General features: G+C 34.7%; 22 protein-coding genes. 13 read left to right on the top strand and 9 right to left on the bottom strand.

The window, feature by feature from the left end:
* Window positions 1-23: 23 nt before the first annotated feature.
* Entirely contained in the window at window positions 24-530 is a 507-nt protein-coding gene (locus ACEN2F_RS04450) for a GNAT family N-acetyltransferase (RefSeq protein ID WP_441736519.1), read from the bottom strand.
* A 258-nt stretch (window positions 531-788) separates the two neighbouring features.
* Between ACEN2F_RS04450 and fbp the strand changes: the two genes are divergently transcribed.
* Window positions 789-1,808 carry a class 1 fructose-bisphosphatase gene (fbp, locus tag ACEN2F_RS04445; protein ID WP_441736517.1) on the top strand — a complete coding sequence of 340 codons (1,020 nt, stop codon included), beginning with the start codon at window positions 789-791 and terminating at the stop codon, window positions 1,806-1,808.
* A gap of 43 nt (window positions 1,809-1,851) precedes the next feature.
* On the opposite strand, the gene ACEN2F_RS04440 is transcribed toward fbp, so the two are convergent.
* Window positions 1,852-2,283: a TerB family tellurite resistance protein gene (locus ACEN2F_RS04440; protein ID WP_441736515.1), complete on the bottom strand. Its 432-nt coding sequence runs from the start codon at window positions 2,281-2,283 to the stop codon at window positions 1,852-1,854.
* A gap of 178 nt (window positions 2,284-2,461) precedes the next feature.
* On the opposite strand from ACEN2F_RS04440, the gene ACEN2F_RS04435 reads away from it, so the two are divergent.
* Genes ACEN2F_RS04435 through ACEN2F_RS04425 form a run of 3 tightly spaced genes read left to right on the top strand, consistent with a single transcriptional unit; the run spans window position 2,462 to window position 5,095 of the window.
* Window positions 2,462-3,055 carry a HupE/UreJ family protein gene (locus ACEN2F_RS04435; protein ID WP_441736513.1) on the top strand — a complete coding sequence of 198 codons (594 nt, stop codon included), beginning with the start codon at window positions 2,462-2,464 and terminating at the stop codon, window positions 3,053-3,055.
* A 2-nt stretch (window positions 3,056-3,057) separates the two neighbouring features.
* On the top strand, window positions 3,058-3,489 hold the full coding sequence (locus ACEN2F_RS04430) for a deoxycytidylate deaminase (protein ID WP_441736511.1): 432 nt from the start codon (window positions 3,058-3,060) through the stop codon (window positions 3,487-3,489).
* A 31-nt stretch (window positions 3,490-3,520) separates the two neighbouring features.
* Window positions 3,521-5,095, top strand: coding sequence for a S41 family peptidase (locus ACEN2F_RS04425; RefSeq protein ID WP_441736509.1), 1,575 nt, complete (start codon window positions 3,521-3,523; stop codon window positions 5,093-5,095).
* A gap of 222 nt (window positions 5,096-5,317) precedes the next feature.
* Here the strand turns inward: ACEN2F_RS04425 and ACEN2F_RS04420 are convergent, their stop codons facing one another.
* The 3 genes from ACEN2F_RS04420 to ACEN2F_RS04410 all read right to left on the bottom strand — a co-directional run bounded on the left by ACEN2F_RS04420 (window position 5,318) and on the right by ACEN2F_RS04410 (window position 6,831).
* Window positions 5,318-5,923 (bottom strand): FAD-dependent oxidoreductase, encoded by a 606-nt coding sequence (locus tag ACEN2F_RS04420; protein WP_441736508.1) that lies wholly within the window; start codon window positions 5,921-5,923, stop codon window positions 5,318-5,320.
* Window positions 5,924-5,928: 5 nt separating this feature from the next.
* A complete protein-coding gene (locus tag ACEN2F_RS04415; RefSeq protein WP_441736506.1) occupies window positions 5,929-6,129 on the bottom strand; it encodes a hypothetical protein in 201 nt (66 codons plus the stop codon).
* 126 nt (window positions 6,130-6,255) lie between these two features.
* Entirely contained in the window at window positions 6,256-6,831 is a 576-nt protein-coding gene (locus ACEN2F_RS04410) for a MarC family protein (RefSeq protein WP_441736505.1), read from the bottom strand.
* 404 nt (window positions 6,832-7,235) lie between these two features.
* On the opposite strand from ACEN2F_RS04410, the gene ACEN2F_RS04405 reads away from it, so the two are divergent.
* From ACEN2F_RS04405 to ACEN2F_RS04370, 8 genes are all read left to right on the top strand, one after another.
* A complete protein-coding gene (locus tag ACEN2F_RS04405) occupies window positions 7,236-8,048 on the top strand; it encodes a hypothetical protein (RefSeq protein WP_441736503.1) in 813 nt (270 codons plus the stop codon).
* A gap of 86 nt (window positions 8,049-8,134) precedes the next feature.
* Window positions 8,135-8,704 (top strand): DUF3109 family protein, encoded by a 570-nt coding sequence (locus ACEN2F_RS04400; RefSeq protein WP_441736501.1) that lies wholly within the window; start codon window positions 8,135-8,137, stop codon window positions 8,702-8,704.
* Between the two features lie 258 nt (window positions 8,705-8,962).
* On the top strand, window positions 8,963-9,940 hold the full coding sequence (locus ACEN2F_RS04395; protein WP_441736499.1) for a ribonucleotide-diphosphate reductase subunit beta: 978 nt from the start codon (window positions 8,963-8,965) through the stop codon (window positions 9,938-9,940).
* A gap of 344 nt (window positions 9,941-10,284) precedes the next feature.
* Window positions 10,285-12,699, top strand: a complete 2,415-nt coding sequence (locus tag ACEN2F_RS04390) for a ribonucleoside-diphosphate reductase subunit alpha (protein ID WP_441736498.1) — start codon at window positions 10,285-10,287, stop codon at window positions 12,697-12,699.
* 284 nt (window positions 12,700-12,983) lie between these two features.
* Window positions 12,984-13,460 (top strand): RDD family protein, encoded by a 477-nt coding sequence (locus ACEN2F_RS04385; RefSeq protein ID WP_441736496.1) that lies wholly within the window; start codon window positions 12,984-12,986, stop codon window positions 13,458-13,460.
* A gap of 104 nt (window positions 13,461-13,564) precedes the next feature.
* Window positions 13,565-14,908 carry a dGTP triphosphohydrolase gene (gene dgt, locus ACEN2F_RS04380; RefSeq protein ID WP_441736835.1) on the top strand — a complete coding sequence of 448 codons (1,344 nt, stop codon included), beginning with the start codon at window positions 13,565-13,567 and terminating at the stop codon, window positions 14,906-14,908.
* 90 nt (window positions 14,909-14,998) lie between these two features.
* Complete coding sequence (locus ACEN2F_RS04375; protein ID WP_441736494.1) at window positions 14,999-15,790, top strand: hypothetical protein; 792 nt, start codon at window positions 14,999-15,001, stop codon at window positions 15,788-15,790.
* Entirely contained in the window at window positions 15,750-17,675 is a 1,926-nt protein-coding gene (locus ACEN2F_RS04370) for a M36 family metallopeptidase (protein ID WP_441736492.1), read from the top strand. The genes ACEN2F_RS04375 and ACEN2F_RS04370 overlap by 41 nt, the downstream gene beginning before the upstream one ends.
* 29 nt (window positions 17,676-17,704) lie before the next feature.
* Here the strand turns inward: ACEN2F_RS04370 and ACEN2F_RS04365 are convergent, their stop codons facing one another.
* Together ACEN2F_RS04365 and ACEN2F_RS04360 are read right to left on the bottom strand one after the other, a co-directional pair.
* A complete protein-coding gene (locus ACEN2F_RS04365) occupies window positions 17,705-18,730 on the bottom strand; it encodes a DUF3078 domain-containing protein (RefSeq protein ID WP_441736490.1) in 1,026 nt (341 codons plus the stop codon).
* Window positions 18,731-18,769: 39 nt separating this feature from the next.
* Window positions 18,770-20,551 carry a 1-deoxy-D-xylulose-5-phosphate synthase gene (locus ACEN2F_RS04360; protein WP_441736488.1) on the bottom strand — a complete coding sequence of 594 codons (1,782 nt, stop codon included), beginning with the start codon at window positions 20,549-20,551 and terminating at the stop codon, window positions 18,770-18,772.
* Window positions 20,552-20,644: 93 nt separating this feature from the next.
* On the opposite strand from ACEN2F_RS04360, the gene ACEN2F_RS04355 reads away from it, so the two are divergent.
* Window positions 20,645-21,088 (top strand): nucleoside deaminase, encoded by a 444-nt coding sequence (locus ACEN2F_RS04355; RefSeq protein WP_441736486.1) that lies wholly within the window; start codon window positions 20,645-20,647, stop codon window positions 21,086-21,088.
* A 208-nt stretch (window positions 21,089-21,296) separates the two neighbouring features.
* On the opposite strand, the gene ACEN2F_RS04350 is transcribed toward ACEN2F_RS04355, so the two are convergent.
* Both ACEN2F_RS04350 and ACEN2F_RS04345 read right to left on the bottom strand, forming a co-directional pair.
* Entirely contained in the window at window positions 21,297-22,841 is a 1,545-nt protein-coding gene (locus tag ACEN2F_RS04350; protein ID WP_441736484.1) for an Rne/Rng family ribonuclease, read from the bottom strand.
* Window positions 22,842-23,158: 317 nt separating this feature from the next.
* Window positions 23,159-23,449 carry an HU family DNA-binding protein gene (locus ACEN2F_RS04345; RefSeq protein WP_016989051.1) on the bottom strand — a complete coding sequence of 97 codons (291 nt, stop codon included), beginning with the start codon at window positions 23,447-23,449 and terminating at the stop codon, window positions 23,159-23,161.
* Window positions 23,450-23,464 lie beyond the last annotated feature (15 nt).

Below are 23,464 nucleotides of genomic sequence, written 5' to 3'. Positions count from 1 at the left end.
ACAAAAATTGTTTTTGTACTGTATTATCTCAATTTATTTTCTACAAAAGAGTTGATTCCTAGTTCATCCATTTGTACTACATACCAATCGCGAAGGACTTTGGCCCCTGATTTTTCGTAAAATTCGATGGCTGGGGCATTCCAGTCGAGTACGTTCCATTCTACTCTTCGAACCTGATCTTTTTTACCTTGTTTGATAATTTCAGAATATAGTGCATATCCAAGGCCGGTTCCTCGCATGCTTTCTTTTACCACTAAATCTTCTAGGTGAATTGTTTTTCCTTTCCAAGTTGAGTAGCGATAATACCACAATGCAATTCCAACGATTTGCTTCGTTGATTCAGTATCGGTAGGTTCGGGCTCAATTTCAGCAACAAAAACATTAAATAATGGAACAGGGCCAAAGCCATCACGAATTAAATCGTCAACGGTTACGAGTACTGCATCTGGTTCTTTTTCAAATGTTGCTAATTCTTGGATAAGGCTTAAAACAGCAGTCATATCATTGGGAGTACCTTTTCTAATATTCATTTTTGGTTTGTATTTTGTATTTTTTTGAATAAGTGATAAATAGTTTTTTAGAGTCGTAAGGGTCAAACTCTAGAAAGACACATTTCATAATATTGTGTTTTAATGACTTAAAACCGCAATAAAATTAGTTTTTTATGTATAAAATTTATGTTTTATTCAGCAAATATACAATACTGATAAACTAAGTTCATATTATTCAAATCATTTTCACAAAAAAAACGATATTTGTGACTTCAAACCAACTACAACGATTTCTTAATGGAACAACGCAACAAAACGCTAGGAGAATTTATCATTGAAAACCAAAATGCTTTTCAATATTCGTCAGGAGAATTATCCCGGATTATCAACTCTATCCGATTGGCAGCTAAGGTGGTCAATTATAAAGTAAATAAAGCGGGGCTCGTTGATATTGTGGGTGCTGCAGGAGAACAAAATATTCAGGGAGAAGATCAGCAAAAACTCGACGTATACGCTAATGAAGTTTTTATTCAAACGCTAATCAATCGGGAAATTGTATGTGGAATCGCTTCTGAGGAAAACGATGAATTTATTACTGTTGAAGGCAGCGATAAAAGCCATAACAATAAATATGTCGTCTTGATGGATCCTTTGGATGGCTCTTCAAATATTGATGTAAACGTTTCGGTAGGCACAATATTTTCTGTGTACAGAAGAATTACACCAATAGGAACTCCCGTTACAATAGAAGATTTTTTACAACCCGGAATCAATCAAGTCGCGGCGGGTTATGTGATTTACGGGACATCAACAATGTTAGTGTACACCACGGGACATGGCGTAAACGGATTTACATTAAATCCAGCTATAGGAACCTTTTATTTGTCGCACCCTAACATGCAGTTTTCTAAAGATGGACATATTTATTCTATCAATGAAGGGAATTATATTCATTTTCCTCAGGGAGTTAAAGATTATATTAAATATTGTCAGTCCGAGGAAGAAGAAAGACCCTACACCTCTCGATATATTGGAAGTTTAGTTTCGGATATTCACAGAAATATTATCAAAGGTGGGATTTACATTTATCCAACAAGTTCTAAGGCACCAAAAGGAAAATTGCGTTTGTTGTACGAATGTAATCCAATGGCATTTATTGTGGAACAGGCGGGTGGTAAAGCCTCAGATGGTTTTGGTAGTATAATGGAAATCTTGCCAACTGAATTACATCAGCGAGTTCCTTTTTTCTGCGGTAGCTATAATATGGTAGAAAAAGCCGAAGAGTTCATGCACAAAGCAAAATTGAGCAAATACTAAAAATAAGAAAAGCTTCCGCAATTGTGGAAGCTTTTTTTTATGGCTATTTATTAAGTTTTTGCATTTCGGTAAGGAAAGTATCGAAATCTACTTCTATTGCTACTAATTCTAACGCTTTATCAACTATAACTTGTATATTGTCAGGGTCAAAGCCTATTCCCACACCAATTTTTCTAAGTAATAACTCTTGTTTGTCACTTAAATGATGATCAACATGAACAATTCTGGCTAGATCATACAGTCGCTCTATTCTTCTTTCATATAAATAAGGAGGATTGATAGGATACTTAAACGGATCTTGTAAAATTTCCTCATACTCTGCGTGCGAAATTTCTAATCGAACTGCCAGTTTGTCTAAAAATGTTTTTTCTTCTGGAGAAAATTTCCCGTCAGTAAGTGCTACACGGACAATAGATGAAAAATGACCCCTATTTCTTTGTTTGAATTCGCTATCAAATAAATCTGAAAATGACATAATTATGTTTTTTGTATCGTGCAAAGATATATCTATTTTTAATTTATTTTTTCTTATTTTTTTTATTTTTCATTTTAACAGAATTGTTTCTGATTTGGATTTATTTAAATATTCAAAAGGATGATTTTCAAAATTAATCGTAAGTTTACAAACCCTTTATCAACTTAATTAATTACTGATGTCAGAATTTTGGATTTACTTTCAAATAGGATTAAAACACGTTTTGGATATTCATGCTTATGATCATGTTTTATTTCTAATTGCGCTCGCAGTTCCATTCTCGTTCAAGGATTGGAAACGAATTGTACTTCTAGTTACTCTTTTTACAGTGGGTCACACGATGGCTTTAATGCTATCCGTTTTTGAAATAATTGTAATAAAAGTGAATGTTGTCGAGTTGCTAATTCCAATTACAATACTTCTAACGGCTCTATTTAATCTCTTTACGGCCGGAAAATCAAGCAAGAAAGAAAGTATCAATTTAATCTTTTTTATCACACTCTTTTTTGGTGTAATTCACGGATTGGGATTTTCAAATTATTTTAAATCAATTCTTGGTGGCGATGCTATTTCTAAAATAGTTCCGTTGTCAGAATTTGCGTTAGGGATAGAAGCGGCTCAGATTGTAGTGGTTTTTGTGGTTTTGATTCTGTCGTACATTGTTCAAACCGTTTTCCGTTTTTCGAAACGCGATTGGACCTTAGTAATGTCGGCCTTTATAATAGGAGTGGTTATACCAATGATTGTAGAAAGCGAAATCTGGAATAAATAAAAATGAACGAAAAAAAATTAAATAAATACGATAAAGCGTATCTTAGAATTGCTAAAGAATGGAGTTTACTCTCATACTGTAAACGCAAACAAGTTGGTGCGATTATTGTGCGAGATCGTATGATTATTTCCGATGGATATAATGGAACGCCCACGGGGTTTGAAAACTGTTGTGAAGATGAAGAAGGATTAACGCGTTGGGATGTTTTGCATGCTGAAGCAAATGCGATTCTGAAAGTGGCCCGATCTACACAATCCTGCGAAGGAGCCACTTTGTATATCACACTTTCGCCTTGTAAGGAATGTAGTAAGTTAATTCATCAGTCCGGAATAAAAAGAGTGGTGTACCACAATGGGTATCGAGACGATTCCGGAATTCAGTTTTTGATAAAAGCGGGTGTAGAGGTAGAGCATATTCCCATATTAGAAGAGTAAAGAATTATTTTAAAAAAAATGTGATCTTCAAATGAAATTTAATGTAAAATATGTGCCATTACTACTTTTTTCAGCACTTGCTATTGGTGTAGTTTTGGGTGGAATGTTGAATTTTCCCAACACAGCAGATTTTGTTGTCAAAAACAATTCAAAAACAAAGCTGAATAAACTTATCGATTTTATTGATACTGAATACGTTGATGATGTTAATACCGATTCAATTGTCAATCTTACTGTTGATAATATTCTAGCGCAACTCGACCCGCATTCTGTCTATATTCCGGCCAGTGACCAGCAAGAGGTAATGGAAAGTATGAAGGGGAATTTTGTGGGAATTGGAGTTAATTTTTATATGTATAAAGATTCTGTAGCAGTTATAAAACCAGTGGAGAATGGCCCTTCGGCAAAAGCAGGAATTAAAGCAGGAGATCGTATTTTGTACGCCGATAAAACACAATTATACGGTCGTAAATTACCAACAGACAGCTTGTTCTCTAAATTAAAAGGAACTGTGGGCTCTGACATTGAACTTACTATTTACAGAAAATCGGAACGCAAAAAATTAAAAGTAAAAATAAAGCGAGACGTTATTCCTTTGAAAAGTGTTGATGCAGCTTTACTTTTAAACAAAACTACGGGTTATATAAAAATAAATAGATTTGCCGAAACAACCTATAAAGAGTTCATGATTGGTTTATCTAAGGTGAAACAGTTGGGTGCAAAATCGTTAATTATTGACTTGCGTAATAACGGAGGCGGGTACATGGAAGAGGCGATTGCCATTGCTGATGAATTGTTACCAGATAAACAGCTGATTGTTTTTACCAAAAGTAAAAATGGAAATATTGATAAAACGTTTGCAACTGCCAAGGGCAATTTTGAAAAAGGGAATGTTTTTATACTGATTAATGAAAATAGTGCCTCTGCAAGTGAGATTCTTGCCGGTGCTGTTCAGGACAATGATCGGGGAGCTATTGTGGGGCGTCGTTCTTTTGGAAAAGGATTGGTGCAACGAGAAATGGATTTTGCAGATGGTTCAGCGGTTCGATTAACAATCGCAAGATATTACACGCCAACAGGTCGTTCGATTCAAAAACCATATTCAAAAGGAAATGAAGCCTATTTCAAAGAAGCAGAAACTCGTTTTGAGAATGGAGAATTGTATCAAAAAGACAGTATAAAAGTTTCTGATACTTTAAAATTTAAAACTAAAAAGGGCAAAATCGTGTATGGTGGAGGCGGAATTGTCCCGGATGTTTTTGTTCCACTTGAAATGGAGCACGGAAATGAAAGTACCGTTTATTTATTGCAATCTGGAATTGTAGGCAATTTCGTTTTTGAGCAGTTAGACAAAAAACGGAGTGCTTTCAAAGGTTTATCTTTTGATCAGTTCCAAACTAAAATGAATGTCAGTGATTTATATTTCAATGCGTTTCAAAAGTTTATTTTTGGAAACGGATTGGATCTTAATTTTGGCAAAAGCAAGTCTTTGGTAAAACGATATCTTGCAGCTGAATTTGCTCGCCAATTGTATGGAGAAAGCTATTATTATGAGATTGTTCTAAAAGAAGATGCGATGGTTAAAGAGGTTTTAAATCAGAAATAAACCAGAATAATTCAAAGTATGGAAGATATTTATTTTTGGAATGACTGTCAATGAACGCCTGTTCGTTGCGGGACTTCTTGATGATTTTGATGCTTGTGTTAGAAAAAAAGATGTTGAAGGAATCAAAGCGATATTAAAGAGGATTGAATTGGATGAGGGTTCTATTATTGCAATAATCAATAGCTTAAAGTGATGGAGTATTAAATGCTTAATTAAACTTTTTTACCTGATGCTATCGTGGGCATGTGTTTGAATATTGCCATTCCATAAAGTAAGAATATCTGTTGCAACTGCTGCGCCACTTCCTGCCGCAATAGCTAGTTGGCTTCTCCAGCCAGCTAAAGTTCCTATCACATAAATACCGTCCGCCACCTTATGGTCGCTGTTTTTTAGTTGAATTCGGTGCTTTTCAGGAAGTGATTTTTGATGTGGTTCTACGTACTGCAGTAAACCATCAATAGCAAAAGTATTTGCTGAACCAATTGCTACTACAATGATCTTAGTTTTGTAGCTCTTTTTATTTGTAGTGACGGTAAACTCAGGAAAAACACCTTCAACTTTTAGTACTTTCTCACTAGGTATTTGCGTAATGTGAGGATACAGTGCAGAAAGATGAATTATGCTTTCTTTTAGTAAGTTAGCACCTAATGTCCCCGGAGGTATTCCATAAGCGTTGTTGAAAAGTGCTTCTTGAAGTGATGATGTTTTTTGATGGGTAAAAATGCCTATATTTTTATTACAAACGAACGGCTTATCTTTTGCAGAACCCAAAACTAATCCGCATGACACTGCAGAAGCGCCGCCACCAATGATAAGTATGTCAAACACAGATGTTACTTTTCGTTTGTTTTTTCTTCTATTCTTTTTGACATCCTGAAAATCAAAAGGATCAAAACGGCACAAAGGGAGGCTGCTATTCCTATAAAAGCAACTACGCTATCTCCTTGAAATGGATTTTCAAAATCCAATAAAGTAACATTAAATACGATTAGCGCTAGTGCTAATATTACCAAGATGTTAGTAAAAATTTTCATAAGATGTTCTTGTTTTTCGATGTGGAAAAAATGCCGATAGTATGTTTTTTATTCAGAAGAGTGTTTTCTAAAAAAACAGATTTTTTCCTTAAGTATCAATTCGGGGTAAATTTAGGTAAATTTATTCTAGACAAACAAACCTTTAACATTAGCAGCGAATAATTTAACAGCAATAGCAAGAAGTACTACTCCAAAAGTTTTTCTGATTACGCCAAGCCCGTTCTCTCCTAATAATTTTTCTATTTTAGAGGATGATTTTAAAACAATATAAACTACAATAATATTCAGTAAAATGGCAACTACAATATTTATTGTATAAAATTGAGAGCGCAAAGACAGTAGGGTTGTCATTGTTCCTGCTCCAGCAATTAAAGGAAAAGCGATAGGAACAATAGAGGCTGAGCTTGCCTCTTCATCTCTATAAATCCGAATTCCTAAAATCATTTCTAAGGCTAGAAAAAACAAAACAAATGAGCCGGCAACGGCAAAGGAATTGACATCAATACCAATTATCTTTAAGAGTTCTTCTCCCGTAAAAAGAAAAACAATCATGATAATTGCCGCCACGGCTGTTGCTTTTTCAGATTCAATTTGTCCGTGTTTTGATCTCAAATCAATAATAATTGGGATGGATCCCACGATATCAATTACGGCAAAAAGTACCATTCCTACGGTGATAATTTCTCTAATGTCGAATTCCATAATTTGCTTGTTTATTTATTGCAAAAGTATTCATTTTTGTATTGTTATTGACTGCCGTAAATTTTAATTTGAAATCGTATTTGGATCTGTTATTCATGCAGTTTTATACAAAAGCTCATCTCTTTTTCTTAGGAAGTAAGTAATAAACCCTTTGGGTGTGACTCGATTTTCTTTTTTTCCAGGTGCTAACAATTTTTTTTGTTTTAATTAGGACCGTTGAAGCTGTTTTAGCAACATAATTTTAGTACCATAAAAAATGGTTTATATCTTTCTTTTCTCTATCTAATGTCCGCGTTTATTTTTTGAATATTTATAGACGTTGATAGTTGCAAATAATTGTATATAATTAGTCAAGTAATTGATTGTCAATGATTAAATTTGTATTTAATTTAAAATGTACTGCCATGAAAAAGATGCGCTGGGTTATTAGTGTGCTGCTGCTGTTTGTTTTTATTCCTGTAACAGAAGCGCAAATTTTAAAAAAATTTCAAAAAAAGGTCCAAGATAAAGTAGAACGAAAAGTAGGCGACACGTTCAAAAATGATCAGGAGGAATTATTTGACAAAAGTTCAGCTATTGATACAAAGGCAAAGGTTTTTGGAAAAAACAAGGTAGATCCTTCCTTGCTTCCAAATTCGTATGTGTTCAGTTGGAAATATTCTTTGGAAATTCAAAGTGAAAATCAAAAGACTATGATTATGGATTATTTCTTAGAACGAGATGTGGACTATTTTGGTTTCAGAATGGGAGAATCAGATGAAATGTTTATGATAATTGACAGCAAAAATAAGTGGATGATTACCACTTTTAATCAGGAAAGACAAAAAGTAGCCATGGTGTCAAAAATGATAGACTATTCTGAAATGGGATCAGATATTATTAAAGATGAGAATGATGTATTCTCGTATAAGTCTCTTCCCAATAAAACAATAATGGGATACAACTGCAAAGGAATTGAAGCAGCGAGTGCTGATTTCTTGTTAGTATTTTATTACACAAATGAGGCTCAGGTAAGCTTTTCTGAATTGTTCAAATCGGAACAAAAGCAGAAAGTTCCTAATGTCTTGCAGCGTTATTTTAAGACCGGTGAAAAGCCTTTATTGATGGCAATGAGTATGAAAGACTTAAAAGATAAAGGAAAAGTTACCACGATGAATTGTATTTTTTTAGAGAAGACTTCATTTGTTTTTGCAAAAGCGGATTATAAATTCATGTAGTTCTGGTACTCAATTTCTTGTAATTTGTTTTCGAATTTTATGATTTGGTGAAGTACTTTTTCGGAATTCTTGAATATCTTTGCAGAATGTTTCAACTAGGAAAAACCATAGTCTCCGAAGACTTGCTCGAAAAAGATTTTGTTTGTAATTTGAGTGCCTGTAAAGGCGCTTGTTGCGTAGATGGCGACGCTGGTGCGCCACTAAGTCTGGAGGAAACTCAAATCCTCGAATCTATTTACCCAAAGATAAAGCCTTTTTTACGCAAACAAGGAATTGCTGCAATTGAAGCGCAAGGAACTTGGGTCAAAGGCACCGATGGCGATCTTGAAACACCACTAATTGATGATAAAGATTGTGCTTATGTGATCTTTGATGGCAAGACTGCTCTGTGTGGTATTGAACAAGCCTATAATCAAGGGATAATTGATTGGAAAAAACCGGTTTCTTGTCATCTGTATCCAGTTCGGGTAAAAGATTTTACAGAGTTTGCCGCTGTTAATTATGATAAATGGGATATTTGTGATCCAGCCTGTTCATTAGGTCAGGAACTTGAAGTGCCAGTTTATAAATTTGTCAAAGAGGCCTTGATTAGGAAGTTTGGTGAGGACTGGTATGCTGAACTTGAAAAAGTAGCGCAGGACATGAAAAATAAGTAAATAAGAATTCTATTTTTCTTGTTTAATTATTTTAAAAAAACTATATTTTACGGTGTTTCATTCCCTTAATGATTCTTTAAAATACTGAATTTAAGTGTTTTAAAATTTGTATGAAAAATGTCTTAATTTTTCTATTTGTTAAAAACTATAGCTGATTGTGAATAAGTTTGGCTTTTATTAACCGCAATATTTTACAATCTTTGTAACTCTCAAAAAGCTTAAAAATTTGTTAAAACCTCAAAAAAACAAACAATTATAATGACGCAAGTTGAACCAATTTTACAAGAAAATAAAAATCGTTTCGTAATTTTTCCTATCAAACACCATGATATTTGGGAATGGTACAAGAAAATGGAAGCTAGTTTCTGGACTGCTGAGGAAATCGATTTGTCACAAGATTTAAATGACTGGAATAATAAACTTTCCGATGACGAACGTTATTTTGTCAAGCATATTTTAGCATTTTTTGCAGCTTCAGATGGAATTGTAAATGAAAATCTGGCTGAAAATTTTGTGAACGAAGTGCAATATGCGGAAGCAAAATTCTTTTACGGGTTCCAAATCATGATGGAAAACATTCACAGCGAAACGTATTCGTTATTGATTGATACCTATGTGAAAGATGAAGTGGAAAAAGATGAATTATTCAATGCCTTAGAAGTTTTTCCTGCAATCAAGAAAAAAGCGGACTGGGCTTTAAAATGGATTGAGTCTGATTCATTTGCAGAACGTCTAATTGCTTTTGCAGCGGTGGAAGGTATTTTCTTCTCAGGAGCATTTTGTTCTATTTATTGGTTGAAAAAACGAGGCTTAATGCCAGGGTTAACATTTTCTAATGAATTGATTTCTCGTGACGAAGGCGTTCATTGTGATTTTGCGGTCCATTTACACAACCACCACCTTGTTAATAAAGTTCCAAAAGAAAGAATCAGAAGCATAATTGTTGACGCTTTAAATATTGAAAGAGAATTTATTACAGAATCACTACCTGTTAGCTTAATAGGTATGAATTCAGTTTTGATGACGCAATATTTAGAATTTGTTGCAGATAGATTGTTAGTAGAATTAGGTTGCGACCGAGAATACAATACGACAAATCCTTTTGATTTTATGGATATGATTTCACTTCAAGGGAAAACAAACTTTTTTGAAAAGAAAGTGGCCGAATATCAAAAAGCAGGTGTTATGAATACGGATGGTGATGCTCAGAAAATATCTTTTGACGCTGATTTTTGATTTTTTTAAACCATTAAGGAATTAAGGTTTATCAACTTTTAATTTATCTAAAAGTGTTGATGTTAAAGAAACATTTTAATTTTTTAAATCTTAAATGATTTACTGATTTTTTTATGTTTCAGATGCTGATTAGCCCAGATAGTAATGAAAATCCTTTTTATTTTTTAGAGAAAAAATAAAAAGAGTACTTCACTTTACTTTTATTTCCATAGGAGTTCAGTGAGTTTCATTTGCAATGGATAGCTGGAATAGCTCCAAAAAAAGATGCTGAAACAGGTTCAGTATAATTTACAAATAACGAAAAACAGTGAAGGGATTTTCTGTTTTAAAAAACAAACAAAAGTATGTATGTAATTAAGAGAGATGGCCACAAAGAGCCGGTAATGTTCGACAAAATCACGGATAGAATTAAAAAACTATGTTATGGTTTAAATGATTTGGTTGATGCCGTGAAAGTGGCAATGCGCGTAATTGAAGGACTTTATGATGGTGTGTCGACATCGGAGTTGGATAATCTTGCTGCTGAAACTGCTGCGTCAATGACTATTGCGCATCCGGATTATGCACAGTTAGCCGCTCGTATTGCAATCTCAAATTTACATTCCAATACCAAAAAATCATTCTCGGATACGATGAATGATATGTTCAATTATGTAAATCCAAGAAATGGTCAATATGCACCGTTACTTTCTGAGGAAGTACATAAAGTGATTATGGATAATGCGGAGTTTTTAGATTCGCACATTATATACAATAGAGATTTCAATTATGATTATTTTGGTTTTAAAACCTTAGAGAGATCATATTTGCTAAAAATAAACGGTAAAATTGTCGAACGTCCACAACACATGTTGATGCGCGTTTCGGTTGGAATTCATTTAGATGATTTAGATTCAGTAATTGAAACGTACGACTTAATGTCGAAAAAGTTCTTTACGCATGCAACTCCTACATTGTTCAATGCAGGTACGCCAAAACCTCAAATGTCTTCTTGTTTCCTTTTGGCAATGCAAGACGATAGCATTGATGGGATTTATGACACGTTGAAACAAACGGCTAAAATCTCGCAATCAGCAGGTGGAATTGGACTTTCTATTCACAATGTAAGAGCGACTGGTTCTTATATTCGTGGTACAAACGGAACTTCTAACGGAATTGTTCCTATGTTGCGTGTTTTTAATGATACTGCGCGTTACGTAGATCAAGGTGGAGGAAAGCGTAAGGGAAGTTTTGCTATTTATATTGAAACGTGGCATGCCGATATTTTTGATTTTCTTGATTTGAAAAAGAATACAGGAAAAGAAGAAATGCGAGCCAGAGATTTATTTTTTGCCATGTGGACTTCGGATTTGTTCATGAAACGAGTACAAGAAGACAGTTACTGGACGTTGATGTGTCCTAACGAATGTCCTGGATTGTATGATGTGTACGGTGATGATTTTGAGAAAATGTACACGGATTATGAGAAAGCGGGCAAAGGTAGAAAAACCATTAAAGCGCAGGAACTGTGGGAAAAAATTCTGGAATCGCAAATCGAAACTGGAACGCCTTATATGTTGTACAAGGATGCCGTAAATAGAAAATCAAATCAAAAAAATCTAGGTACCATTCGTTCGTCGAATTTGTGTACCGAGATTATGGAATTCACGTCTAAAGACGAAATTGCAGTTTGTAATTTGGCTTCACTTTCTTTGCCAATGTTTGTGGAAAATAAAAAATTCAATCATGAGTTGTTATATGACGTAACCAAACGAGTAACTAGAAATCTGAATAAAGTAATTGACAGGAATTATTATCCAGTTATTGAAGGAGAAAATTCTAACAAACGTCATAGACCAATTGGTCTAGGAGTACAAGGATTAGCTGACGCTTTCATCATGTTGCGTTTGCCGTTTACGAGTGACGAAGCAAAGAAACTGAATCAAGAAATTTTTGAAACTCTATATTTCGCCGCTGTAACCGCATCGATGGAAATGGCAAAAAAAGAAGGTCCATACAGCACTTTTGAAGGTTCACCAATCTCTAAAGGAGAATTCCAATACAACTTGTGGGGAATGAAGGATGAGGAATTATCTGGTCGATGGGACTGGGCTTCTTTGCGAAAAGAAGTGATGGAGCACGGAGTAAGAAACTCATTATTGGTAGCGCCAATGCCAACGGCTTCGACTTCTCAAATTTTAGGAAATAACGAAGCATTTGAACCTTATACTTCTAATATTTACACTAGAAGAGTACTTTCAGGTGAATTTATTGTAGTGAACAAGCACTTGCTAAACGATTTAGTGGAGCGTGGTTTATGGAATGAAACCCTGAAACAAGAATTAATGCGAAATAACGGTTCAGTTCAAGACCTGAATATACCACAAGACTTGAAAGAATTGTACAAAACTGTTTGGGAAATGTCTATGAAAGATATTATCGATATGTCTCGTCAGCGTGGTTATTTTGTGGATCAATCACAATCGTTGAACCTATTTATGCAAAATGCTAATTATGCTAAATTGACATCCATGCATTTCTATGCTTGGCAATCCGGATTAAAAACTGGAATGTATTATTTAAGAACTAAAGCTGCGGTGGATGCCATTAAATTTACATTAAATAATGATAAAAAAGTGGAGCCAATTGAAATTAAAGAGCAATTAAGCGCTGTTCCTGCCGTTGTCGAAGCAGTAGAAATGACTTCTGATGAATACAGAGCGATGCTGGAATTGTCTAAAAATGCTGGTCCAGACGAATGTGAAATGTGTGGGAGTTAAAGATTTTAGAATGATGATTAACGATTTTTGATTTTTGATTGAAAATCATTGATAAATAAGCCTTTGTCATTTTGGCAAAGCATAAATATTAAGCAGTTATTGTAATGATAACTGCTTTTTTTTTTGGAGCTATCTCCCGCTTTCGTTTCAATCTTTTTATTGGCCGAAAAAAGCGAATAAAAGGGTTTCCACTTTAACCTGGGCTGAAACATCAAGATTTAATAGTTTTAAATTTGTAAATAATTCACTATATTTGAGATAGTTATCATTGTAAAAGCACTATCATGGAAAATAAAAAATTTACTGTTACTGATGATTTATTAGCTTCCAAAGGCCAACGTCTACTGAATTTCGTTATTGATTTATTTATAATTTATGTTATCGAAATCAGTATTGGTACGACCATAATTCTAATTGGAGATTTAATGAAAAGTGATACAGCATCAAATTGGGTTTCCTCCTTAAGCGTAGTTGAAAGTTTCTTTTTTGGACTTGTTATTCTGTTTCTTTATTATTTAATAACTGAAATGTATTTTTCCAGAACCTTCGGAAAGTATTTCACGAAAACAATGGTGGTAAAGCACGATGGTTCAAGACCCAATATGAAAAGTATAATGATTAGAACACTTTGTAGATTAATTCCTTTTGAGCCTTTTTCTTTTATAACTGCTGAGCGAGGATGGCATGACACATTATCGGTTACGTATGTGGTAAAAAAGCATGATTTTATAGCCAAAAAAAAAATATTTTCTGAAGAATAGAGCTTTAGAAAAGATAAAAATTGCAGTCATTTTAGGCTGCTTTTTTGGTTTTAAACATATCATTTTCTTTATATTCGCTCCTTTTAAATACCAAAAATAAAATGATGAACTGGGAACAACTTTTATCGCTAAAACGACAAGGCGACAAAGGCAAAAGATTACGTGTAGAACAAGATGATACCCGATTGGGTTTTGAGGTTGATTATGACCGTATCATTTTTTCAGCCGCTTTTAGAAGTCTGCAGGATAAAACACAAGTTATTCCGTTATCAAAAACTGATTTTGTACATACTAGATTGACACACAGTTTAGAAGTTTCGGTTGTAGGGCGATCTTTAGGAAGATTGGTTGGTAAAAAAATTATCGAGAAATACCCACATTTGAAAGAAGTTCATGGCTATCAAATGAATGATTTTGGTGCTATTGTGGCTGCGGCTTCTTTGGCGCATGATATAGGAAATCCACCTTTTGGACATTCCGGTGAAAAAGCAATTGGAGAATATTTTTCCATTGGAAAAGGCCAGCAATACAAAGACCAGCTTGGCGCAAAAGAATGGCAAGATTTAATTGATTTTGAAGGAAATGCTAATGGTTTTTCGGTACTGACGGCCAGTCGTCCCGGAATTGAAGGAGGACTTCGAATTTCGTATGCAACTCTCGGTGCTTTTATGAAGTATCCTAAAGAAAGTTTGCCTAAAAAACCAACTAAAGATATTGCCGATAAAAAATATGGTTTCTTTCAAACCGACAAAACTTTTTTTAAAGATGTAGCTTTAGATATGGGTTTGATTCCAAATAAATCAGGAGATAATATTGGTTTTGAAAGACATCCTTTGGCGTATTTAGTAGAAGCGGCAGATGATATTTGTTATACCATTATTGATTTTGAAGACGGAATCAATTTAGGATTAGTTTCCGAAGATTTCGCTTTGGAATATTTAATAAAATTGGTAAAAGACAGCATTGATACTTCTAAATATAAGACATTGGAGACCAAAGAAGACCGTATAAGTTATTTACGCGCTCTGGCAATTGGAAGTTTAATCAATGATGCCGTTAAAGTATTTGTGGAAAATGAAGCACTGATTTTGAACGGAAAATTCCCATTTGCAATTATGGACAAGAGTAAGTACAAAGCCCAAATGGACGATATTATCAAGATTAGCGTCGATAATATTTACCAAAGCCGTGAAGTCATCGAAAAAGAGATTGTAGGTTATCAGATTATTCAAACATTGTTAGAAAAATTCATAACAGCCTATAACAATAAACATAACGGAAATGCTTCAAACTACGATTCTTTAATCTTGAAGATGTTACCTGAAAGACATCATCAGGAAAAAGAAAATTTGTACGACAGATTGCTTCATATTTGTCATTTTATTTCCTTGTTGACGGACGGAAATGCTTTGCTATTTTACAGGACTATAACTGCTGCAAAAAATTAACATTTGTGGACTTATTTTTAGCTTGTCATTGTAGATATAAAAAATTATATTTATTTTCAGCTTTATTTATTGATTAATTGATAGATTTTTATGAAAAAAATTATACTTTTTTTAGTTTTTTTAACGCATTTTTTTACTTTAGCACAATCGAACACTGCTATTATTCAGCGTTATTTAACCACTCCCAATGCTAAAATTAATGTTTCTAAGAATGATTTCAATGATTGGGTAATACAAAGTGATGGAGGTCTTACTACCTCTGGAATACAAAATTGCTATGTAGTGCAACGGTACAAAGGAATTGAAATTTTTAGAGCCGTTTCTACTTTTTCGATAAAAAACAGCGAAGTTATTGATGTCCAAAAACGTATTGTTGACGGAATTTCTAAGAAAGCAAATGCAACTAAACCTGTACTATCGGCAATAGATGCTTTGACCAAAGCCTATGCGCTCTTAGGAATAAAGGCATCAAAAAGTTTTTCTGTTTTAGAAAATACTTCTCCTAATAAATTTAAAATAAGCAATGGACTTGACATTCAAGAATCTGTTAATGCAAATTTAGTTTTTCATCAAGGGAGTAATGGTGAATTAATTTTGGCGTGGGATTTGACGCTTAATACCCCTGAACATGACCATCTTTGGAGCGTAAGAATTGATGCTATTGACGGAAAATTATTAGAAAAAAATGATTTTGTAATTTCTTGTAGTTTTGATCATAGCAAAGCCAGCGTTCACTCCCGTGATTCGCGAGTAAATTTATTTGATTCCAGTTACAAACAAATTTTTTCATCCTCCGTAGTGCAAACCGGAGGAGGCTCTTATAGAGTGATCCCTTTCGACTATGAAAGTCCTAACCATTCCCTTTTTTCAACTAATTACTAATCCTGCAAATACGAAAGCCTCACCTTTTGGTTGGCACGATGTAGATGGAGTTACTGGTCCAGAACATACCATAACTCGAGGGAATAATGTGTGGGCTAAAGAGGATTTTTTAGGTGAAAATTCAGTTTCAGGTTACAGTCCTGATGGTGGGGAATTTCTACTTTTTGATTTTCCTTACGGAGGCTCAAATGTTGCAGCATCCTCTTATATAGAATCAGCTGTTACGAATCTTTTTTATATGAATAATATCATGCATGATGTTTGGTATCAATATGGTTTTAATGAGGTTAATGGTAATTTCCAAACTAATAATTATGGAAATGGTGGAAAAGAAAAGGATAACGTCAATGCTGATGCACAAGATGGATCACTGATTACACCTATGAGCTTGAATAATGCAAATTTTTCAACGCCAGTAGATGGGAATAGCGGCAGAATGCAGATGTTTTTATGGGATAGAGGCCCTGAAATTAAACCATTAATAGTTATTTCACCTGCAATTATCGCTGGAAGTTATGTGGCTAGACAAAATTCATTTAATCCAGGTCGTATTGATTTACCAGTTGCTCCTGATTTATTACAGTCTGATCTGGTGTTGTATTTAGATAGTGCAGGCGAAACTTCACAGGGTTGTGTAGCGCCGTCAAATGCTGCAGCAATGAACGGAAAAATTGTTATTTTAAGAAGAGGTGCTTGTACGTTTGCAGTGAAAGTAAAAGCAGCACAAAATGCAGGGGCTATAGCTGTGATCGTTGTTAATAATATTGCAGGAGAAATAGTAATGTCAGGATCTGACGAGTCAATTACTATTCCTGCTGTTAGTGTGAGTCAGTCTATTGGTGAAAATATTATAAATCAAATGCTTACTCAGGCTGTGAATATAAAAATTCAATTAGAGAGCTCTCCCTTCGTCAATTTAGATGGTGATTTTGATAATGGAATTATTGCTCATGAATATGGTCATGGTATCTCTACTCGTTTGGCTGGAGGGAGCAATAACTCCAGTTGTTTGAATAATACAGATCAAATGGGAGAGGGCTGGTCTGATTGGTTTGCATTAATGATGCAAATCAAGCCAGGCGATTTTAGCGATGCTAAAAGAGGAATTGGGACTTTTGTTTCTTCTCAGGCCAAAGATGGACAAGGGATAAGAGATTTTCAGTACTCTACGGATAAATCAATTAATCCAATGACATACACATATACGAATAATTACCAAAGTGTTGATGCCGATGGAGTTTCAAAAACATCAGTACATGGCGTAGGTTCTGTTTGGGCTACCATGTTATGGGATTTAACTTGGGCTTATGTTCATAAATACGGCTTTGATAATAATAAATATACTGGTACGGGTGGTAATAATAAAATCATGCGAATTGTTTTGGATGGAATCAAATTGCAACCGTGTAGTCCTACATTTGTCGATGCCCGAAATGCTATTATAGCTGCTGACCAAGCGATAACTGGAGGTAAGGATTATTGTATGATTTGGGAAGTTTTTGCAGCGCGAGGTTTAGGGGTAAATGCAACGGCCGGTGATCGAAATATTGGAAATGATCAAGTGGAGGATTATGCAAGACCGGCATCAGGACCCAATTGCGTTCTAGCGGTTGATACTTTTGAAAGTAACAATGTCATGAGTGTTTATCCAAATCCATCCAAGGGACCAGTAACAATTAAAATTGATCAATACTCAGGGACAGTAAACATTCAAGTGGTTGATACTAATGGGCGTGTGGTTTATGAACTTAATAATCAAGAGTTTAATAGTCGAAAATCAATTGATTTAAGTGCCCTGACAACGGGAATTTACATATTAGATGTAAAAGGGGAAGGATTGCATTATGTTGAAAAAATAATCAAAAAATTAATAAAAAGATGTTGATGTCCTGAATATATTTATTCAGGACTCTTTTAAAATAAATACTGTATTCCAATACCTATAGCCTGTCGTACTTGTACTTTGGGTCCTTCGGTGACCTGAATCCCTGCTATTTCTCTTTTTGATTTAATGTCATCGTCATAAATAATATGGGCACCAATATTAGCTTTTACATATTGGTTAACCACTAATTCTAATTGCAGGTCATAATCAATGTCTACATTGCCAAAATTATTAACGTAATCAGAATATAAGCTCAGGCGATTTTCTAAATGTATGTTTTTAAAAATTTCTTTTTTCAGATGACCCGTTAACAAAAAACCAAGTTCTGTTCTGGATTTTTCGCCTTTCGTAATCAAAATTCCTTCTGGATCGTAAATAGCTTTAGTAACACCAAAGGCACCTTGATTCGCTAACCTTTGATCTAAAACCAATGTTGTTTTAAATGTGAAAGGGGAAATATAAAACGTTCTCTTTTCCTCTTTATTTATATTTTCGGCACCTATTCCCATAAAAGCATAAGCAGGAGCAAAGGGTTTTGAAATTGCAATTTGAGTATTTGGATAAGAATATCCGTTAGTGAATTGTGTATTAAAATTAAATTTAGCGGAGTGATACCAATTTGAAAGAGTATCTTTTCGGTAACCAAATGTGGAGTTTAACGATATTGCATCATCTGTTTTTCTTAGTTCTGTGCGGTCTTGTTTGTTTAAACCGTAGCGTATTAAAAGTTCGTTTGTCCAATTATAGTTCCTTCGATTGTAAGTTCGCAAAAATTTTCCGTTAAATAATCCAGAAATGGAACTTGTTCCTCCCGGACTCCAATTGATAAAAGCAACTTCGGTTATGTCAAACCCTAAGCTGTTTTTTTTTGTCCAATGCGACAAAGGAACGAATGGTTTTCTAGATCGTATTTTAACTTTTATTACTAGCGGTTTTTTTAGTATTGAGTTTGTTGTTGCGGGCTCTAGTACCGTCTTTAAAAAAATTGGAGCTACTTCTTGTGAAAAACTATTTATTGAAATGAAAAGTAAAAAAGCAGTAAGGGATAATTTCATTACAGAGAAAATTAAGTATGGACGCGCAAAATAATTATTTTAATAGCTTGAAAAAAGTATTTCAAGACTTTTAACGTCAATTTTGCAGTATTCTTGTAATTCAGCCACATTACCTTGTTCTATGAACACATCAGGAATACCTAGTGTTTTTATTTGGGATGTATAATTGTACTGGTTGGCGAACTCGAGAATAGCACTTCCAAAACCGCCTTTGATCACACCGTCTTCTATGGTAATAACTGTTGAAAATTTGGAAAAAATAGTGTGTAAGTGTTTTTCATCCAATGGTTTAACAAAAGAAAAATCATAATGAGCAATGGTTTCTTCATTTCTTATTTTGGCTAAAGCTAAAGTTACATTATTACCAATAGTTCCATTGGATAAAACAGCAACTCTCGAGCCTTCTTTGATGCAACTACTTTTTCCGATTTCTATTTTTTTATAATTTCCAAAATGTTCTGCGTGCCAATTACTAATGACACCGCGACCACGTGGATAACGAATAGCGATTGGATGATCCAGTCCTAATTGTGCAGTGTATAAAATATTTTGCAGCGCAATTTCATTCAGTGGCGCATAAATAATCATATTAGGAATGCAACGCAGATAGGCCAAATCGAAAACACCGTGATGCGTTGCCCCGTCTTCGCCCACTAAACCAGCTCTGTCTAAGCAAAAAATCACTGGAAGATTTTGTATGGCCACATCGTGAATGATCTGGTCGTATGCTCTTTGTAAAAATGTAGAGTAAATATTGCAATAAACAACCATTCCTTGAGTTGCCATTCCGGCAGCCAGTGTAACGGCATGTTGCTCGGCAATTCCTACATCAAAAGCACGTTTTGGATAGGCGTCCATCATGAATTTCAACGAACTTCCGGATGGCATTGCAGGAGTGATTCCTATTATTTTTTCGTTTTTTTTAGCCAAGTCTAGTATGGTCAAGCCAAATACATCCTGATATTTTGGAGGTAAATTTTCTTCGGATTTAAGGTGAATTTCTCCTGTTAAGGCGTCAAATTTTCCGGGAGCATGGTATTTCACCTGATCGTCCTCGGCTTGTTGAAGACCTTTCCCTTTTGTGGTAATAATATGAAGAAATTTAGGTCCTTTTACTTTTTGTAAACGTCTCAGTTCTTTGATCACGGCAAAAAGATCATGACCGTCAATAGGACCCGAATAATCAAAATTCAAAGATTTGATCATGTTGTTTTGCCTCGGATTTTTTCCTTCTTTTACGGCAGTGAGATATTGTTTTAAAGCACCTACACTTGGATCAATCCCGATAGCGTTATCATTAAGAATCACTAATAAATTAGCATCAGTAACTCCGGCGTGATTTAGTCCTTCAAAAGCCATTCCTGAGGCAATTGAAGCGTCGCCAATCACTGCAATGTGTTGTTTGTTGAACTCGCCTTTCAAATTAGATGCGATTGCCATTCCTAACGCTGCCGATATAGAAGTAGAGGAGTGGCCTACGCCAAAAGCATCGTAAATACTCTCACTTCTTTTTGGGAAACCGGAAATACCGCCTAGCTGCCTGTTCGTATGGAAGTTTTCTCTTCGGCCGGTGAGTATTTTATGTCCATAGGCTTGATGACCTACGTCCCAAATTAATAAATCATTGGGTGTGTCAAAAACATAATGCAGCGCAATGGTCAATTCGATAACTCCAAGGCTTGCGCCGAGATGTCCTTCTTTTACAGCAACAATATTGATAATAAAATTGCGTAATTCTTGGGCAACTTGAGGAAGTTGGGCTTCGTCAAGCAGTCGTAAATCGGTTGGATTATTGATGTTTGAAAGTAAATTATCTGACATAAAGCAAAGGTACGATTTGAAATTGTATTTTTGCAATTGATAAAAAAACTTGTTTCACAAAGAATTTAAATTTGCGAATTAGCGGTCTATACTATGATAAATCCTTTTACCGACGAATATTTTATGAAAAAGGCTTTACAGGAAGCTGAAATGGCTTTCGAAAAAGGCGAAATTCCTGTTGGCGCTCTAATTGTCATTGACAATAAAGTCATTGCCAGAAGTCATAATTTAACCGAATTATTACATGATGTTACAGCTCATGCCGAAATGCAATCCATCACTGCTGCTGCTAATTATCTTGGCGGGAAATATTTAATTGGTTGTACGCTTTACGTCACGCTGGAACCTTGCCAGATGTGTGCCGGCGCTTTATACTGGAGCCAGATTTCGAAAATTGTGTACGGAGCTACTGATGAAAATCGGGGTTTTGTAAAAATGGGTACGCAATTGCATCCTAAAACTACGGTTGTGAAAGGTGTTTTGGCAAATGAAGCTTCGGAGTTGATGAAGCGATTTTTTGTCGAGAGAAGGAAATAATTCTGTTTAGGCAAATGTCCTAGCCCAGATAAAAGCGGCATCCTTTAGTAAAGCTGCCAGCCTTCAAAAGGCTGGCAGCTTTACTAAAGATAGAGCGGATAGCTGGAAATAGCTCCTAAAAACAAATAAATTATAAATTACAGATTGCTCCGAAAAATTTCGCAATGCCGCAAAAAAAAACTCCCCAATTTCTTGAGGAGTTTGTAATTTAATCTATGACAGCATTTTCTTTTTTGTCATAGAAGTGATATTCTAAATACGTGTAAGCATCACGAGGTATAATTTTCACCCATTTTTTATGTTCAAGAAACCATTTTGAACGTAATGATGGAAAACCTTTGGTAAGGTATGCGGCCACAAAAGGGTGTACGTTAAGCACAACATCTTTATGGTTTTTTAATACTCTTTCTAAATCAAAAGCAATTTTATCAATGATTTGAATCGGCGCTTCAATTTCGCCGCTTTCATTGTTTGGATCTTCTTCTCTAGTTTTAATATTTACTTCAGGTCTTACTCTTTGTCTTGTAATTTGAACTAATCCAAATTTACTTGGGGGTAAGATCTTGTGTTTCGCTTTATCATCGCTCATTTCTTCCCTAAGGAAGTCGAACAGCAGTTTGCGATTTTCAGGATTTGACATATCGATAAAATCGACTACGATTATTCCGCCCATATCACGAAGACGCAATTGTCTTGCAATTTCGGCAGCGGCAATCATGTTGACTTCCATGGCTGTATCTTCCTGGTTGGTGGCTTTGTTAGAACGGTTTCCGCTGTTTACGTCAATGACGTGCAAAGCTTCAGTATGTTCTATAATAAGATAAGCCCCTTTACTCATGGATACTGTTTTTCCAAAAGAAGTTTTGATTTGTCTCTCTATGTTGTATTTCTCGAAAATTGGTGTGTCTTTAGATTGATAAAACTTGACAATTGATTGTTTGGATGGTGCAATTTCTTGCAAATAATCCTTTGTTTGGTTGTACAACTCTTCATCATCAATTTGAATGCCACTAAAAGTGTCATTAAACACATCTCTTAATATTGAGGATGCTCTATTGAGTTCTCCTAATACTTTAGATGGATGATGAGCCGTTGGTAATTTTTTACACATTGCAGTCCATCTGCTGAGCAGGTTCTGCAAATCTTTTTCTAATTCGGCTGTATTTTTGCCTTCGGCTACTGTGCGAACAATAACACCAAATCCTTTTGGTTTGATGGATTGTACTAATCGTTTCAAGCGTTCCTTTTCTCTTTTGTCTTCTATTTTTTGAGAAATAGAAACACGATCAGAAAACGGAACCAAAACTATAAATCTTCCGGCAAGAGAAAGCTCTGCGCTAATTCTTGGCCCTTTGGTAGATATAGGTTCTTTGACAACTTGTACTAAAACAGATTGATTGGCACTCAAAACATCAGTGATGGTACCATCTTTGTCTATTTCTTTTTCAAACTGAAAGTTTTTTAGGGAGAAATCTTTTAATTTACCTGCGCTTACAAGTTTTATGAATTTCAGTTGGGAAGCTAAATTGGGTCCTAAATCATGATAATGTAAAAAGGCATCTTTTTCAAAGCCAACATTTACAAAAGCAGCATTAAGTCCAGCAACTGGTTTCCTGATTTTGGCAATAAAAATATCACCAACCTGGAAGTTGCTTTTTTCTTCTTCTTTGTGTAATTCAATTAGTTTTCCATCTTTTAATAAGGCAAAATCTACGGCTTCAGAACTAGATCGGATGATTAATTCTTTATTCACGCTGTACATTTTTATCTATTCGCTTTAGCGAACAAATGGATTAAACAATATTTTTAACAGGTATTGAACCCGGGGAAAATTAGCTCGCAGTTTGCAGTGATAAGTAGGCAGTTGACTGATTACTAAAAACTGAATACTGATTACTAATCTTCAATTTCAATGAACATTTAAAAAAGAAAAAAGTAGTTTAAAACTACTTTTTCTTTTTGTGACGATTAGCTCTCGCTCTTTTTTTACGTTTGTGAGTTGCTACCTTATGTCTCTTTCTTTTTTTACCACTTGGCATATCTTGTCGATTTTAAGATTAATTAATATTATTATTTTGCTTCGTTATTTATTTTTACACCTTCAACAAACACTTTTGCAGGTTTAAATGCAGGAATGTTATGTGCAGGGATTTTTATAGTTGTATTCTTAGAAATATTTCTTCCTGTTTTTTCTGCTCTAGTTTTCACTATAAAACTTCCAAAACCTCTTAAATAAACATTGTCTCCAGTTTCCAATGAATTTTTTACTTCATTCATAAAAGTCTCTACAGTTGCCTGTACATCTCCTTTTTCAAGACCCAATTTTTCTGAAATTTTTGCTACGATATCTGCTTTCGTCATTTTCTTTCCTATTTA

The sequence above is a fragment of the Flavobacterium sp. W20_MBD1_R3 genome, assembly GCF_052119725.1.
In the GTDB taxonomy this organism is placed as follows: domain Bacteria; phylum Bacteroidota; class Bacteroidia; order Flavobacteriales; family Flavobacteriaceae; genus Flavobacterium.
The sequence above is the reverse complement of the archived record's forward strand: the minus strand, read 5'-3'. Positions and strand labels throughout refer to the sequence as shown.